The sequence below is a fragment of the Streptomyces venezuelae genome (genome assembly GCF_008642335.1).
GTDB lineage: Bacteria > Actinomycetota > Actinomycetes > Streptomycetales > Streptomycetaceae > Streptomyces > Streptomyces venezuelae_F.
In genome coordinates, this window is the sequence record NZ_CP029191.1 from 2891512 (window position 1) to 2905541 (window position 14030).

Here is a 14030-nt window from a genome sequence, read left to right on the forward strand (position 1 = left end):
GTCAACTCCCTCACCATCCCAGCTCGTCGGCGGTCTTCTCGGCGATGGCGGGCGAGCAGGTCATGCCGCGCCCGCCCGGCCCGGTGACCAGCCACACGCCGTCGCGCACCTGCTGCCGGTGCACGACACGGCTCGTGTCGACGCACTGCGCGTACACCCCGGCCCAGCGCCGCCTGATCTTCGGCAGCGGGCGGCCGAGGAAGCCCTCGACGACCTCGGTGAGGTGGTCGTAAGGGTCCTCGACGGTGTCGAAGGCGAAGGGGTGCTCGTACTCGTGGGTGTCGCCGATGGTCAGGCCGCCGTCCTCGCGCTGCACCATGAGCAGCTGCATCTTGTGCGCGGCGGCGGTCGGCGTCTGCGCCTGCCCGGCGTTGAGCGCGTCGAGAGCGTCGGACTTGTACGCCGGGTAGTAGCGGAAGCTGTCCGCGTCGGCGACGGAGGTGGTGAGCGGTTCACCGAGGGGTTCGGTCTGCATCATCTGCAGCCGTACGCGGCGCACGGGCAGGTCGGGACCCGCGAGCTCGCGGACGAGTCCGCCGAGCCAGGCGCCGGTGGCGAGGACGACGACGTCGCCGGTGTGCACGTCGCCGTGGTCGTCGCGCACGGCGTGCTCGCCGACGACGTCGCGGACCTCGCGGCCGGGCAGGAAGGTGTAGCGGGGCGAGGCCGACAGCGCCTCGCGCAGCCGCAGTTGGGCGGTGCGAGGTTCGACGGCGGCGTCCCGCTCGCACCGGAGCGCGCCGCTGAACTCGCCGCGCAGGGCCGGGTTGAGGGCCCGTGCCTCGTCGGCGGTGAGCAGCTTGTATCCGCGGGCGGCGGCGTCCGGGCGGGCGAGGGCGGCCTCGGCGACGGCGTGCTCGCGGTCGTTGCGGACGAGGGTGAGGGAGCCGTTGGCCCGGAAGCCGAGGCCCGGGACGCGGGCACCGATCTCCTCCCACAGCTCGCGGGCGCGCAGGGCGGTGTCGAGCTCTTCGCCGCCCGCCCGGCCGCTCACCCATATCTGCCCGAAATTGCGCAGCGACGCGCCTCGGGCTTCGCTCTCGCGCTCGATCTGTACGACCTCGTGGCCGCGGTCCAGTGCGTGCCAGGCGTGCATGGTTCCCACCACGCCGGCTCCTACGACGATGACTCTCACGTCGGCAACGCTGCTGGGGAACGGTGACCCGGGCGGGGCGGACGGGCAACGGGATGGTGAACGGCCACCCAAACTTGGACTAGACCCGTTATGTTCTCGTGATCTGACTGAGCCGCCCAGGGGTGGCCGAGGGGTGGCCGTTTCAGCCGAGACGGGTGGTGAACGAGAACCGATCCCCGCGATAGAGGGTGCGTACGCGCTCGAGCGGTCGGCCCCCCGTGTCCCGCGACAGCCGGTGGATCAGCAGCATGGGCAGCGCGGGCGGAGTCCCGATGAGAAGGGCCTCGCGTGGGGTGGCGAGGACGGTCTCGATCCGCTCGTCGGCGTCGCCGAACGAGATGCCGAGGCGGTCGCGCAGGTACGCGTAGAAGGAGGAGTCGGGTTCGAAGTCGACGTCGAGGCGGGGCACGCGGGCGACGGAGACGTAGGTGCTCTCCAGGCCGACCCGCTCGTCGTCGGCGAGCAGGACGCGCTCCATGTGCCAGACGGGTTCGCCGGTTTCGGCGCCGATCTCGACGGCGAGGGGGCCGGGGCAGGGGAAGCGATCAAGGCTGATGAGATTACGCCCGGGCGTACGCCCCTGCCTGCGCACGCCTTCCGTGTAACTCGCGAGCGACAGCGGCTGCTCCAGCTTGGGACCCGCGACGACGGTGCCGCGCCCCTGCCTGCGGAGGCGCCCCTCCAGGAGCAGTTCGCGCAACGCCTGCCGCACGGTTTCCCGCGCCACCTCGTACCGCTCGGCGAGATCGCGCTCGGTGGGCAGCGGCTGCCCGTCCCCCAACTCGTCGATGAGCCCCGCGATCCTGGCCTTCACGGCGTAGTACTTCGGGATGCGCCCGTGCTCGGGGATCCCGGAGCGGACGGGCGCGCCAGGCGCCTGCGTGAGCAGGTGGGCGGGGGGTTCGGAGCTGAGGTTGTCCACCTGCGGATGTTCGCAGACGTACGTGAACGGGTGGGTGAACGCGGGGTGGCGGGGGGAGTTGGGGGGTCCCGTCCTGGGGGTCCCGAGGTCCCGTCCTGGGGGCGCCGAGGTCCCGCCCTGGGGGTGCCGAGGTCCCGCCCTGGGGGTCTGCCCCGGGGGTCTGCCCCGGGGGTGCCGCCTCAGCGCCTCCCGGCGCGCAGGCGGCGCGCTCCCACGGCGAGGGCGCCGAGGCCGAGGAGGGCGGCGCCGACGGTGATGCCGACGCCGAGCGGGGTACCGGCCCCCGTCTCGGCGAGCTCTTGGAGCCGCCCGGCGGAGGGCGCCGTCGCCGAGGGGACGACGGTGCCTTCGGGGACGATGTCGAAGGGGTAGTCGTTGGAGGCGCCGACCCAGTCGCCGTCGTCGTCCCTGCGCTGGACGACCGCGGCGGACGCCACGACGTGGTTGGGCTGGGCGCCGGGGGCGAAGGAGAGGCGGACCTTGACGGTGACGGTACGGCCGGGCCCGACGGTGAACCCGGGGGACCCGTCGTCGTCACCGAATACGCCGACGTTCTCCCCTTCCCCGGTCCTCTGAAACCGCACGTCCCGCTGCCGCGCCCCGTCACCGAACTCCACCTGGACGTGCCGCGCCTTCAACGCCCGCTCCTCGTCGACGAGGACGAGGACGGGGTGAATGTTCCCGCAGGTCCCGTCGGTCGAATTGGTGAGATCAAGCGTCCAGTCCTGCGGCTCCCCGCCGGCCTCATAGGCGCCGGGCCCCGGATGGATCCGGGTCACGAGAGGGAACTCGGCGGCGTCCGCGGAGGTGCAGGTGGGGTGGTCGGGGGCATGGGAGACGGCTGCCTGGCCGACCCCCTTGGCCCCGCCCTCACCGGCCGCGGCAGTGGGTGCGAGGGCGGCGGTCGCCGTGGCGGTGACGAGGAGGACGAGGGAACTGCGGAAGCGCATGCGGGACCTTTGAGGTGCGGGTGCCGACGAGCGGGGCGGGAGCAGGGGACCGGACCGGCACCGGGGCGGAGGCGGCATCGGGGCCATGGAGTGGCCCAGTTGTCGTGGGCTGAGACCCTGTCACGCGCCCCCGCCCGCACCGCCCCGCCACCGCCCGTTAGGCCCGATCGGCCCGCCGGAGTCCCCTCGATCAGGCGAGATTCCCCGGTCGGCCGGTTGCGCTCAGCTCCTGCCCCCGCGGCGTCCCGGAAAGGCCACGTCCGCGCGGCCGAAGACGGGCGCGAGAACGAGTTGCGCCGCGCCTTCCGCGACGGCCCGCTGCCCTCCGGGCGCCAGACTCACGGGCACGGACAGGGGAGCCGTGACCGGATCCGGATCCGGGACCGAGGGCGAGCCCGAGCCCGGAGCCGAACCCCAGGGCGAACCCGGAGCCGAGCCCGAAGTAGAACCCGGTGCCGAACCCGAACCCGAGCTCGAACCCAACGCCGAGCCCGAGGCCGAACCCGAGGTCGAACCCGGAGCCGAGTCCCAGGCCGAACCCGAGGGCGAGCCCAAGGCCGAACCCGTAGCCGAACCCGGGGTCGAATCCAACGCCGAGCCCGAGCCCGAGCCCCGGGACGAACCCGGAGCCAAACCCCAGGGCGAACCCGGAGCCGAGCCCGGGGTCGAACCCAACGCCGGGCCCGGAGCCGACCGCCCTCCGCCCCCGCGCCGAACCCGCTCAGCAACGACCTCCCCCACTCCCCGTACAAACAGATCCCCCGCCGCGAACACCGTCCGCCCCCCGAGCAGCACGCGGTCGATGTCCAGGAGGCCCACCAGGTTTCCCGCGGCTGTGCCGAGCACCCGTGCCGCCTCCTCGAATTCGCCCCGCGCGACCGCCGCGAGGCAGAGCGCCTCCACGCACCCCCGGTCCCCGCACTCGCACCGCGGCCCGTCCAGCTGGAGCACCTGGTGGCCGAACTCCCCCGCCCCCGTGCGCGCCCCTCGGTGGACGGCGCCGTCGAGTACGAGGCCGGCGCCGAGCCCCGTACCCAGGTGGACGTACGCGAAGGAGTCGGCCGCGCCCGCCAGCGCGAGGCCGAGCGCCGCGGCGTTCGTGTCCTTGTCGACGGTGACCGGCAGCCCGAGCCGTTCCTCGAACGCGTCCCGCAAGGGGAACCCGTCCCACTCCGGGAACCCGGTGACCCGGTGCAGGACCCCCGCCGCGTGGTCGAGCGGCCCGGGCAGCGCGACCCCGACCCCGGAGACCACCGCCCCCACACCTCCCCGACCTCCCCCGTCACCATGTCCCGCCGCGTCGAGCAGGTCCCGTACCTCTCCCGCCGCCGCCTCCACCACCGCCCGCGCCCCCGCGCCGAAGGCGAGCGGGGCGCGGCGTTCGGCGACGACCGTGCCGGTCAGGTCGACGAGGACGGCCGTCAGCTCGTCCCGGTCCAGGTGGAGGCCGACGGCGTGCCCCGCGCCGGGCACGAGGCGCAGGACGGTGCGCGGCTTGCCGCCCGTCGAGGCGCGGCGGCCCGCCTCCGCCGCAAGGCCCTCCGCCCGCAGCCGCGCCGTGATCTTGCTGACCGCCTGCGGCGTGAGCCCCGTGCGCTCGGCGAGCTCAAGGCGGCTGATGCCCGTCTCGCCCGCGGCACGCAGCAGATCGAGCACGAGCGCCGCGTTGTGCCCGCGCAGCGCCGGCAGGTTCACGCCTGAGTTTTCCCTGTGCACGTACGACTTCACGCCCCCATTGTCCCGCCCGCTTGCACTTTGGCAACACCGTTGCTTAAGTGGATGGCATGACTGGTACAGGCTCCACGCGCCCCACGCAGGGGTCCACGCGCCCCACGCCGGGCTCCCCGCATCCTTCCCCGGGCTCCCCGCTCCGCGTCGGCCTCATCGGATACGGCCTCGCGGGCTCCGTCTTCCACGCCCCGCTGATCGCCGCCACCGAGGGCCTCGTCCTCGACACGGTCGTGACGTCGAACCCCGAGCGACAGGCACAGGCCCGCGCCGAGTTCGGCGACGACCTGCGCTGCGCGGCCTCCGCCGACGAGCTGTGGGACCGTGCGGACGAGCTCGACCTGATCGTCATCGCCGCCCCGAACAAGACCCACGTCTCGCTCGCGACCGCCGCCCTCAAGGCGGGCCTGCCGGCCGTCGTGGACAAGCCGATCGCCGGCACGGCCGCCGAGGCACGCGAGCTCGCGGCCCTCGCCGACGAGCGCGGACTGCTCCTGTCCGTCTTCCAGAACCGCCGCTGGGACAACGACTTCCGTACGCTGCGCAAGCTCCTCGACGACGGCGAGCTCGGCGACGTATGGCGCTTCGAGTCCCGCTTCGAACGGTGGCGCCCGCGCCCGAAGGGCGGCTGGCGCGAGTCCGGCGACCCGCAGGAGATCGGCGGCCTCCTCTACGACCTGGGCAGCCACGTCGTCGACCAGGCCCTCGTCCTGTTCGGCCCCGCGGTGAGCGTGTACGCGGAGTCGGACGTCCGCCGTCCGGGCGCGGAGGCCGACGACGACACGTTCATCGCGGTCACGCACGCGAACGGCGTCCGCTCGCACCTGTACGTCAGCGCGACGACCGCCCAGCTCGGCCCGCGCTTCCGCGTCCTCGGCTCCGAGGCGGGCTACGTGAAGTACGGCCTCGACCCGCAGGAGGCCGCCCTCCGCGACGGCAAGCGCCCGGCGACCGACACCCCCTGGGGCGTGGAGCCCGAGTCGATGTGGGGCCGGGTCGGCTCCGGCGAGTCCCCGCTGACCGGCGGCGGCCGCCCCGCCCCGACCCTGCCGGGCGACTACCCCGCGTACTACGCGGCGGTGGCCGCGGCCCTGCGCGGCGAGGGCGAGAACCCCGTCTCCGCGCACGAGGCGGCGGCGGCCCTGGACGTCCTGGAGGCGGCCCGCCGCTCGGCCCGCGACGGTGTGGCGGTGACGCTGTGACCCCCGCTCCCCCCGGCGCCCCCTCCATCGACGAGCTGGAGGCCCAGGAACGCCGCCTGGTCCTGCCCCACTTCACGTACGACGACGCGTGGGCCCTCGGCACGCTCCTCGTGGACCTCGCCCGCGAGCGCGACGCCCCCGTCGCCATCGACATCCACCGCGGCGGCCAGCAGCTCTTCCACGCGGCGCTCCCCGGCTCGACCCCGGACAACGACGCCTGGATCACCCGCAAACGCCGTGTCGTCGAACGCTACGGCTGCTCCTCCCTCCTGGTCGGCTCCCGCTTCCGCGCCAAGGGCACGACCTTCGAGGACGCCTCCCGCCTCGACCTCGACGCGTACGCGGCCCACGGCGGCGCGTTCCCGATCGCGGTCGAGGGCGCGGGGGTGATCGGCACGGTGGTGGTGTCGGGCCTGCCGCAGGTGAAGGACCATGCGCTGGTGGTGGAGGCGCTGGAACGGCACCTCAAGGCGTAGGCCGTACCCGATTCGAGCACCTGCACCCCCCGTCCGCGCAGCCGAACGACGGCTGTTCAGCCGAACGTGTGGCGCGGCCCCCCGCCTGTCCGTGGGGCCGCGTGCGGCCCCTTAGTCTCCCTCCCATGCAGCTGCCCGCATTCGTGGACCTACGCCCCATCGGCCGCTGCAATCTCAGCTGCCCCTTCTGTTTCGGACCGCGTCACGAGGTCCCTTCCATGTCATGGGACACAGCTCGGAACGTGGTCGACGTCCTGCGGGACGGCGGGGTGCAGGGTGTCGTCATCTCCGGTGGTGAACCGACTCTGCTCGCCTACCTCCCCGACCTCGTGGGGGCGCTGCGCAAGCCCTTCGACGACGGGCGGCCCGCCCCCCGCGTCGTCCTCAGCACCAACGGCCTCGCACCCCAGAAGGCCATGAACCGCGTCCTGCCGCACCTCTCCTGGATCGCCCTGCCCCTGGAGTCCGCGGACCGGAAGGAGCACGGGGTGCTGCGCACCGGCAGCCCCGCGCCGCACCGCGACCGGGTGCTGCGCCTGCTCGGTGAGGTGCGCAAGAACCACGAGCACGTCCGGGTGAAGCTGGGCACCGTGGTGACCCGCCTCAACGTCTCGGGCGCCCCGCGGGTCCTGGACCTGATCGAGGACGCGTCCCTGCCGGACGTCTGGAAGGTCTACCAGATGTCCGAGACCAACTACGGCGCGGACAACCGGGACTGGCTCGCCCTGGGTGACGACGAGTTCGAGGACGTCGTGGGCGAGTGCGAGGAAGCCGCACGGCGGCGCGGCGTGCCGCTGCGGGTGTACAGGAACTCCACCCGTACCGGCAGCTACTTCTTCATCGACCCGGACTGCGGGATCGTCGTCGTCGACGAGGGTGAGGAACGCAGAATCGGGAACCTCTTCGAAAAGCTGGCGGACGACACGCTCCGGCCCGCCCAACTGCTCACTCCCGCCAGGAACGTCGAGAACTTCGCCGGCACCTATCCGGACCAGTGAGGAGTTCCCGATGACGGCGCATGTACGTGTAGGGGTGCAGGCCATCGTCCGGCGCGACGGTGAGGGCCGGGCAAGCGCTGCCGGTGACATCCTGCTCGGTCTGCGGACCAACTGCTTCGGCGCGGGCTCCTGGGGCCTACCCGGCGGCCACCTCGAACTGGGCGAGACGCTGCAGGAGGCCGCCCGCAGGGAGCTGGCCGAGGAGACCGGTATCCACGCCCTGGACCTGCGCGTCGCCTGTGTCACCGACCCCGACCCCGCGGCCAACCACCACATGCAGGTCGGCGTCGAGGTCCTCGACTACGCGGGCGCCGTCAGCGTGCGCGAACCGGACCGCTGCCTGCGCTGGCAGTTCTGGCCCCTGGACCGGCTGCCTGAGCCCCTCTTCGTCGGCTCGCGGAGCGTCCTCTCCGTCCTCACTCCGTGCTCTTGCACCACCGGTCGTCGGACTGCGTCGTCATCAGCGCGCGCAGCCGTTCCATGTGCTTCTCCTCGTGCATGCCGAACTGCTCCCAGGTGCTGGTCAGTTCCCACTGTGTGCGGAACGCCGCCAGACTGTCCTCGTAATACTTGCTGTCCTTGAGGAACTGGTGCTCGAACACGCTCAGGCCCCTGCGGGTGCGCTGAAGCGGATTCATGGTGATGTACGGCTCGAAGAAACCGGCTTCCGAGGTGAGCAGCGTGGAACCCGAGATGTCGGTGGGGGTCAGCTTCAGTTCGATGTGGTCGGGGAATCGGCTGCGCAGATCCTTGTACGACTCGATCACCGGCAGGAACGTTTCCTGGTAATACGTACTCGCCCGCACCCGGTCCACGATGTTCTGGTGGCTCACCGGTTCCGAGTCCGCGCCGTGCTGCATGAAGATCGCGAGATTGTTCCAAGGGCTGCTCAGAATCACGTGGAAGTAAGTGCCGCGCTCCAGGGCGCGGTGGATCTGCCAGTAGAAAATGTCCAGGTCGGCCAGGAAATAAGAGGCGCCCGCGTGCGCCGTCAGGCGGATCACGTTCCGCTCCGCGTCGATCGCTTTCTTCTTGGCGGTGTTGCGGAGGTCGTTCTCCTGCGGCGTGTAGGTCCGGTCGATGCGGTACGGGAGGTCGTCCGCCTGCACCGTCGCGGCCCGCAGATGCGCAAGCGCCTCACGTATCGCGAGGGTCTGCGCATGCTCCCTGCCGAGGGACTCCACGGCCATCTCCTCGGCCGATTCGAGCAGCGACACCGCCCGCTGCCTGCGCGACAGGCTCCCCGAACCGCCGCCCGCCGCCTCGAACTCCGCGACCGCAAGCGCCGCCTGGGCCACGATCGTCTCGCGGTGGGTCGCCCCGAGGAACGCCGACGCGTTCAGCCGTACGATCTCCAGCTCGCCCAGCTGCCGCTCGCTGAGCTCCACGTCGTGAGCGGCCGCGGCCGCCTCGAACTTCGCCGTGGCAAGGGCGCGCCGCGCGGCGATGGCCGCCGGATGGTCGCCGCCCTTGAGCGCGATGGAGTACTCCGCGGACCGGTCGAACCTCCGCAGGGTGTCGCCGATGCGGTCCAGATCGCGGTGGTCCGCGCCTCGGGCGAGCTCGAGTTGCACCCATTCCGCCGTGAGACGTGCGTCGGGGTCGTCGCCCGGCCGCGTGTCCATCTCCTCCAGAGCCTTGCCGGCCCAGAACCCGGCGTCTCCGAGGTCGCCCCTGCGCAGGCTGACGGCCCCCAGGTTGGCGAGGATCCGGCCCCGCTCGGGGACGTGGCTGCCGCGTTCGGCCCTGCTCAGCGCGCGGCACAGGACGAGCCGCGACCGTTCGAGATCGCCGTGCTCGGCGAGCAGGGCCCCCAACTCGTTCCAGACGGACGCCGCGTACACCTCGCGGTCCGCCTCCACGACCTCCATGTGCCGCAGTGTCATGTCGGCCACGGAAAGGGACAGGGTCTTCATGCCGAGGGCGCTGAGGAGTTTGGCGAGGTGGATGAGCTGTCCCGCGCGTAACTGCTGGTACTTGTCGGTGGGGTCGGGCCTGCGGACGTGCTTCACGTAGGCCGCGAGGCGGCTCCTGTCCCGGGGGCGTGGCCCCGGGGGCGTCGCGTGCATCTCCTCGAGAAGCATCTCTTCGGCGACGGCTATGGCGTCGTCCAGGTACTGCGTCGTCGTCATGATCCCTCCCGGGAGGTCGCCGGCCCACTGCCGGTGTGCTGGGTCAGCGGCGTATCCAGTGCACTGCCACCACGGAGTCGTGCCCCGCCTTCTTCAGGGCCTCGGCCACGGCGGCGTTGATCCGCAGTTTCTGTTCCGTCTCGGTCGCCTCCACCGCGTACGGCCGGACGGAGAGCGGCCACTGGTCCCGCGCCAGATCCTCGATCCGGAACCGGAAGCGGTCGAACTGCCTGACCGCCTCGCGGATCGTGGCGGCGAAGACCGTGTCCCCCGCCGTGCCCGCGTGCCGCTTGACGATGAGGCCCAGGACCGCCGTCGGGCGGTACGGGTCGCCGCGCTCCACCGGGCTGCCCGCGAACTTCGCGTAGTCGTCCATGCTCACGCGGCAGTTGAGTCGCAAGGCGCAGACGGTGACGCCCTTCCCCGGGTCTCCGTACGCGTACGACACGTCGGCCACGCTGCCGGTCAGCACGTCGTCCGTGTCGGGCGGCTGGTGCGTCGCCTTCCACTCCTCGTCCTGGCGCGCGTCGTCGAAGCAGACCCTGGGGAGCCGGACGTCCTCGCCCTCGGCGAAGGTGAGGTTCAGGAGCGCGAGGTCCGAGCGCCGGTCGTGGTCGTGCACCTTCCCCATGGCCTGCTTCCCGTCGGAGAGGCGGAGCATGACCAGGTCGAGGCCCTTGAGCTCGCGGTCCTTGAGGCAGTGCGCGGCGGTGAGGGCGAACTCCCGGGTGAGGCGGACTCCCGAGCCGCGTCGGCAGCTGTCGCCCTGTCCGAGACCTTCGTCCTGCCCGCAGTCGGCCCCTCGGCGGCATTCGGCACCCTGTCGGCAGCCGCTCCGGAAGATCTCGATGAAGTGTTCGTCGTACACCACGGGCCAGCCCCCCGTCCCGGACCCTGAGCGAACCCCCGATTTCGCCCGGAAGACGCCATGGTAACCAGAATTGGTTGCCGCGGAATGGGCCTGTGGCACATCTCAGGGAATATTCAGTCCGGGACGACCGGCCGCGCTCTGCGGATTCGAGAAAACCTCGAACGCTTCAACCACGTCAGCCACTTCCGCCTCATCGAGATCCTTTCGGGGTGAATCTCGGAACGCAGCAGATCGAGGAGACGGTGATCCGCTTTTCTTGATTTTTTCACGGCCTTTTTGAACTCGACCCAGTACGCGTCGTTGTCGCTGATCCGCGGGTTGTTGTCCTGCTGGGTGCACCACGACCCCCAGGCCAGTTTCCACCGCCGCCGGGCCGCGAAGGCGCGCTTGCAGGCGGTGAGGAGCGCGTCGCTGCCGTAGATCTCCAGGCGGGCGAGGAGCGGGGACATGTCGTCGGCGGGGACCGGCGCGCCGGGCGGGCGTTCGGGGAAGGCGCCGGTCCTGCGGACCGTCTCCCTGAGGTCCGCCATCCGCCTGACGGCGATCATGACTTCGTCGTAGACGGCCATACGCCGGTCCCACACGCGGTTCTCGTGCTCGCGTCTGGTCGTGGCCCGCTGGATGAGCCACGCGCTGGAGAACGTGGCCAGGGCGCCGAACGCCGTGCCGGTGAGCGCCGCTTCGGCCGGTGTCAGTCCCATGGCGTCATCATGACGCGACGGCGCGCCCGGCGCCCCCGGCTGAACGGGGAACACCGGGCGCTCGTTCGTTCAGGGAGGGCTACGCGTCCTTCAACTCCTGCCGCTGCCGCCCAAGCCCCTCGATCTCCAGCTCCACCACATCACCGGCCCGCAGATACGGCTTCGGCTCCGGCTGCCCCATCGCCACGCCCGCCGGCGTCCCCGTGTTGATCACGTCACCGGGGTACAGCGTCATGAACTGGCTCACGTAGCGCACCACTTCGGCGACCGGGAAGATCTGGTCGGCGGTCGTGCCGTTCTGCTTCAGCTCGCCGTTGACCCAGAGCTTGAGGGACAGGGCCTGCGGGTCGGCGATCTCGTCCGCCGTGACGAGCCAGGGGCCCAGCGGGTTGAACGTCTCGCAGTTCTTGCCCTTGTCCCAGGTGCCGCCCCGCTCGATCTGGAACTCCCGCTCGGACACGTCGTGCGCCACCGCGTACCCCGCGACGTGCGCGAGCGCCTCCTCGTCCGACTCCAGGTAGCGCGCCGTACGTCCGATGACCACGGCGAGCTCGACCTCCCAGTCCGTCTTCACGGAGCGGCGCGGCACCAGGACGGTGTCGTCGGGGCCGACGACCGTGTCCGCCGCCTTGAAGAAGACGACGGGCTCGGCGGGCGGCTCGGCGCCGGTCTCGCGGGCGTGGTCGTGGTAGTTCAGGCCGATGCAGACGACCTTGCCTATCCGCCCCACCGGCGGGCCTACGCGCAGCCCGTCCGCGTCGAGTACGGGCAGGTCACCGGCGTCGGCGGCGGCCCTGATCCGGTCCAGCGCGGCCGCGTCGGCGAGCACGCTGCCGTCGATGTCGGCGACCACCCCCGACAGGTCCCTGAGGGTTCCCTGGGCGTCGAGGAGCGCGGGGCGCTCCGCGCCTGACGTACCGACTCGCAGCAGCTTCATGGTCAGACTCCATTCCTTCGGTAGCCCGGCCGATGGGATGCGGCCATCGGAGGTTTGGTCGATCGTCCAAGGTCGCCGTCCGCTCCGCAATACCCCGTTCACGTACTGGACCGTTACCCAGCGGTAGCCAGGGCTCCCGCCGTGCCCGGCATGTCCCGGTACAGCACGGCTCGTTCGACCGCGCTCCACGTCGTACTGGTCACCACGTACAGCGCGGCGGCCAGCGGCACGACAGCGACCGTGAACAGAGTCATGAACGACATCAGCGGCATCACCTTCGTGATCGCGCCCATACCGGGCACCTGCTGGTCACCGCCCTGGGGCAGCGGGTTGGCCGCCATCTGCGACTTCGTGCGCCGGTAGTTGAACGTGGCGACGGCCGCGACCAGCAGGAACAGTCCTACGTAGACCAGCCCCTGCGCCCCGAACACTCCACCGTCGGCCAGCGCGTCCGTCCACCGGCCGCCGAGCGGGGCCGCGAAGAGCGTGTGGTCGAGGAGCGTGTTGGCCTCGCCGCCGATGCTGGAGCTGGAGAACAGGTGGTAGAGCAGGAAGAACGCCGGCAGCTGGAAGAGGCTGGGCAGGCACCCGGAGAGCGGCGACACCTGCTCCTTGCGGTGCAGTTCGAGGACGGCCTTCTGCAGCTTCTCGGGGTTCTTGGCGTGCTTCTTGCGCAACTCCGCGATCTGCGGGTTGAGCTTGGCGCGCGCCTTCTGGCCGCGGGCCGCGGCGCGCGAGAGCGGGTGGACGAGGAGCCGTACGCAGGCGGTGAACAGCACGATCGCGGCGGCGGTCGCCGAGGCATGGAAGAGCGGGTCGAGCAGGTCGGCGATGTGCGCGACCAACTCGGCGAACAGGGACATGAAAGCGGACATGGAGGAGCCCTCCGGGGGTCTCGTCGTGCCGGGAGAAGAGAGGGCGACGGTCAGCGAGGGCCGGCGTCGCGTCGGCATGACGGCCCGCGAGGGGGCGATCGAAGAGCTGGGAGTGTGCCCCTACGCGGCCGTCAGGACGGGACGGCCGGGTGCTCGGGGGCGCCTGCGGCCCCTGGCGTCGGGGTCGCGTTGAGGCAGGAAGGCGGTGCGCATCTCGCGGTCGCGGATGGCCGTGCGCACTCTGGTGCGGGGCACGGCGGGTGCGCAGCGCGCGGCGATCACGGAGCAAGCGGCGAGCGCGGAGCCCGCGGCGGCGGTCGCGGCGAGCGCGACGGCGGAGGCGAGGCTTCCGGTGTCGACGAGGACGACTTCGACGAGGAGGAGCAGGAGAAGCAGGGCCGGGCGTGCGGCCGCCTTCCCGCTACGGATCACGTCGCGCATGTCTGCCCCCCTCTCGCTCGCGGTGCTTCCGACTACTGTCGTGCCGCCTTCTGACTACTGTCGTACTGCCGTTATACAGGATCCACTTCGACCGGCTGAAGGAGCCTGCGGGGCCGGGCCAGCGCGCGGCTGACCGGATCCTTCGGGTCCGGATCGAGTCCTGGCCCTGGCACCATCTCGACGTCCCTGACGGGGACGAGGCCGCCGCAGGCCGGGCAGTCGCCCCCGGCGCCCAGCTCGGTGCCGCACGCCGCATGGCGGAAGTAGCGCGGCGGCTTCGTGCCGGTGATGTGGTCGCGCCCCCACACCCCGAGCGCGCGGAGCACCGGCCACAGGGCCTCGCCGCGCTCCGTCACCACGTACTCGTGCCGCCTCGGCGCCTCGGGGCACGTCCGTTTGTCGAGGACGCCCGCGGCGACGAGCGCCTGCAGGCGGGCGGCGAGGACGGCGCGCGGAATGCCGAGGTGGACGAGGAAGTCGTTGTACCGCCGCACTCCGTAGAGGGCGTCGCGGACGATGAGCAGCGTCCAGCGCTCGCCGACCACCTCCAGGGCGCGGGCCATCGAGCACTCCTGCGCGGCGTAGTCCTTGCCGAGAGCCATGACCCCACTCTAACCAGTTTCCTCGTACGAGGTTCAGTCATTGAACTCCGAATGCTACGG

The 14030-nt window shown here is 71.7% G+C and carries 13 protein-coding genes and 2 pseudogenes; 4 read left to right on the forward strand and 11 right to left on the reverse strand.

What is annotated here, in order from left to right; genetic code table 11:
- Nucleotides 1–10: 10 nt before the first annotated feature.
- From DEJ49_RS12910 to DEJ49_RS12930, 4 genes and pseudogenes are all read right to left on the reverse strand, one after another.
- Nucleotides 11–1135, reverse strand: a complete 1125-nt coding sequence (locus tag DEJ49_RS12910) for a TIGR03364 family FAD-dependent oxidoreductase (protein WP_150184275.1) — start codon at nt 1133–1135, stop codon at nt 11–13.
- Between the two features lie 142 nt (nt 1136–1277).
- The gene (locus DEJ49_RS12915) at nt 1278–2057 is read right to left on the reverse strand and encodes a GntR family transcriptional regulator (protein WP_150184276.1); all 780 of its coding nucleotides are present in this window, start codon (nt 2055–2057) and stop codon (nt 1278–1280) included.
- A 179-nt stretch (nt 2058–2236) separates the two neighbouring features.
- The gene (locus DEJ49_RS12920) at nt 2237–3007 is read right to left on the reverse strand and encodes a hypothetical protein (RefSeq protein WP_150184277.1); all 771 of its coding nucleotides are present in this window, start codon (nt 3005–3007) and stop codon (nt 2237–2239) included.
- A gap of 612 nt (nt 3008–3619) precedes the next feature.
- A pseudogene (locus DEJ49_RS12930) lies at nt 3620–4723 on the reverse strand (ROK family protein); the annotation flags it as partial.
- Between the two features lie 68 nt (nt 4724–4791).
- On the opposite strand from DEJ49_RS12930, the gene DEJ49_RS12935 reads away from it, so the two are divergent.
- The 4 genes and pseudogenes from DEJ49_RS12935 to DEJ49_RS36970 form a co-directional block, all read left to right on the forward strand.
- Nucleotides 4792–5937: a Gfo/Idh/MocA family oxidoreductase gene (locus DEJ49_RS12935; protein WP_223832810.1), complete on the forward strand. Its 1146-nt coding sequence runs from the start codon at nt 4792–4794 to the stop codon at nt 5935–5937.
- Entirely contained in the window at nt 5934–6413 is a 480-nt protein-coding gene (locus DEJ49_RS12940) for a heme-degrading domain-containing protein (protein WP_150184278.1), read from the forward strand. The genes DEJ49_RS12935 and DEJ49_RS12940 overlap by 4 nt, the downstream gene beginning before the upstream one ends.
- 125 nt (nt 6414–6538) lie before the next feature.
- Nucleotides 6539–7411, forward strand: a complete 873-nt coding sequence (locus DEJ49_RS12945) for a radical SAM protein (protein ID WP_150184279.1) — start codon at nt 6539–6541, stop codon at nt 7409–7411.
- A 10-nt stretch (nt 7412–7421) separates the two neighbouring features.
- A pseudogene (locus tag DEJ49_RS36970) lies at nt 7422–7802 on the forward strand (nucleotide triphosphate diphosphatase NUDT15); the annotation flags it as partial.
- A 25-nt stretch (nt 7803–7827) separates the two neighbouring features.
- Here DEJ49_RS36970 and DEJ49_RS36365 read toward each other — a convergent pair.
- The 7 genes from DEJ49_RS36365 to DEJ49_RS12980 all read right to left on the reverse strand — a co-directional run bounded on the left by DEJ49_RS36365 (nt 7828) and on the right by DEJ49_RS12980 (nt 13970).
- On the reverse strand, nt 7828–9543 hold the full coding sequence (locus DEJ49_RS36365; RefSeq protein WP_223832811.1) for a hypothetical protein: 1716 nt from the start codon (nt 9541–9543) through the stop codon (nt 7828–7830).
- Between the two features lie 43 nt (nt 9544–9586).
- Complete coding sequence (locus tag DEJ49_RS12955) at nt 9587–10414, reverse strand: hypothetical protein (RefSeq protein WP_150184281.1); 828 nt, start codon at nt 10412–10414, stop codon at nt 9587–9589.
- 113 nt (nt 10415–10527) lie between these two features.
- On the reverse strand, nt 10528–11115 hold the full coding sequence (locus DEJ49_RS12960; RefSeq protein WP_150184282.1) for a hypothetical protein: 588 nt from the start codon (nt 11113–11115) through the stop codon (nt 10528–10530).
- A gap of 79 nt (nt 11116–11194) precedes the next feature.
- Nucleotides 11195–12052 (reverse strand): fumarylacetoacetate hydrolase family protein, encoded by an 858-nt coding sequence (locus tag DEJ49_RS12965; RefSeq protein WP_150184283.1) that lies wholly within the window; start codon nt 12050–12052, stop codon nt 11195–11197.
- A 113-nt stretch (nt 12053–12165) separates the two neighbouring features.
- On the reverse strand, nt 12166–12927 hold the full coding sequence (locus tag DEJ49_RS12970) for a YidC/Oxa1 family membrane protein insertase (RefSeq protein ID WP_150184284.1): 762 nt from the start codon (nt 12925–12927) through the stop codon (nt 12166–12168).
- 120 nt (nt 12928–13047) lie between these two features.
- Nucleotides 13048–13368, reverse strand: coding sequence for a DUF6412 domain-containing protein (locus DEJ49_RS12975; protein WP_150184285.1), 321 nt, complete (start codon nt 13366–13368; stop codon nt 13048–13050).
- A 71-nt stretch (nt 13369–13439) separates the two neighbouring features.
- On the reverse strand, nt 13440–13970 hold the full coding sequence (locus DEJ49_RS12980; RefSeq protein WP_150184286.1) for a winged helix-turn-helix transcriptional regulator: 531 nt from the start codon (nt 13968–13970) through the stop codon (nt 13440–13442).
- Nucleotides 13971–14030: the final 60 nt, after the last annotated feature.

Bases quoted from the DNA above. Each gene is read 5' to 3' on its own strand.
- DEJ49_RS12920 (WP_150184277.1), bottom strand. From the start codon at position 3,007: ATGCGCTTCCGCAGTTCCCTCGTCCTCCTCGTCACCGCCACGGCGACC.
- DEJ49_RS12935 (WP_223832810.1), top strand. From the start codon at position 4,792: ATGACTGGTACAGGCTCCACGCGCCCCACGCAGGGGTCCACGCGCCCC.
- DEJ49_RS12945 (WP_150184279.1), top strand. From the start codon at position 6,539: ATGCAGCTGCCCGCATTCGTGGACCTACGCCCCATCGGCCGCTGCAAT.
- DEJ49_RS36365 (WP_223832811.1), bottom strand. From the start codon at position 9,543: ATGACGACGACGCAGTACCTGGACGACGCCATAGCCGTCGCCGAAGAG.
- DEJ49_RS12960 (WP_150184282.1), bottom strand. From the start codon at position 11,115: ATGGGACTGACACCGGCCGAAGCGGCGCTCACCGGCACGGCGTTCGGC.
- DEJ49_RS12965 (WP_150184283.1), bottom strand. From the start codon at position 12,052: ATGAAGCTGCTGCGAGTCGGTACGTCAGGCGCGGAGCGCCCCGCGCTC.
- DEJ49_RS12970 (WP_150184284.1), bottom strand. From the start codon at position 12,927: ATGTCCGCTTTCATGTCCCTGTTCGCCGAGTTGGTCGCGCACATCGCC.
- DEJ49_RS12975 (WP_150184285.1), bottom strand. From the start codon at position 13,368: ATGCGCGACGTGATCCGTAGCGGGAAGGCGGCCGCACGCCCGGCCCTG.
- DEJ49_RS12980 (WP_150184286.1), bottom strand. From the start codon at position 13,970: ATGGCTCTCGGCAAGGACTACGCCGCGCAGGAGTGCTCGATGGCCCGC.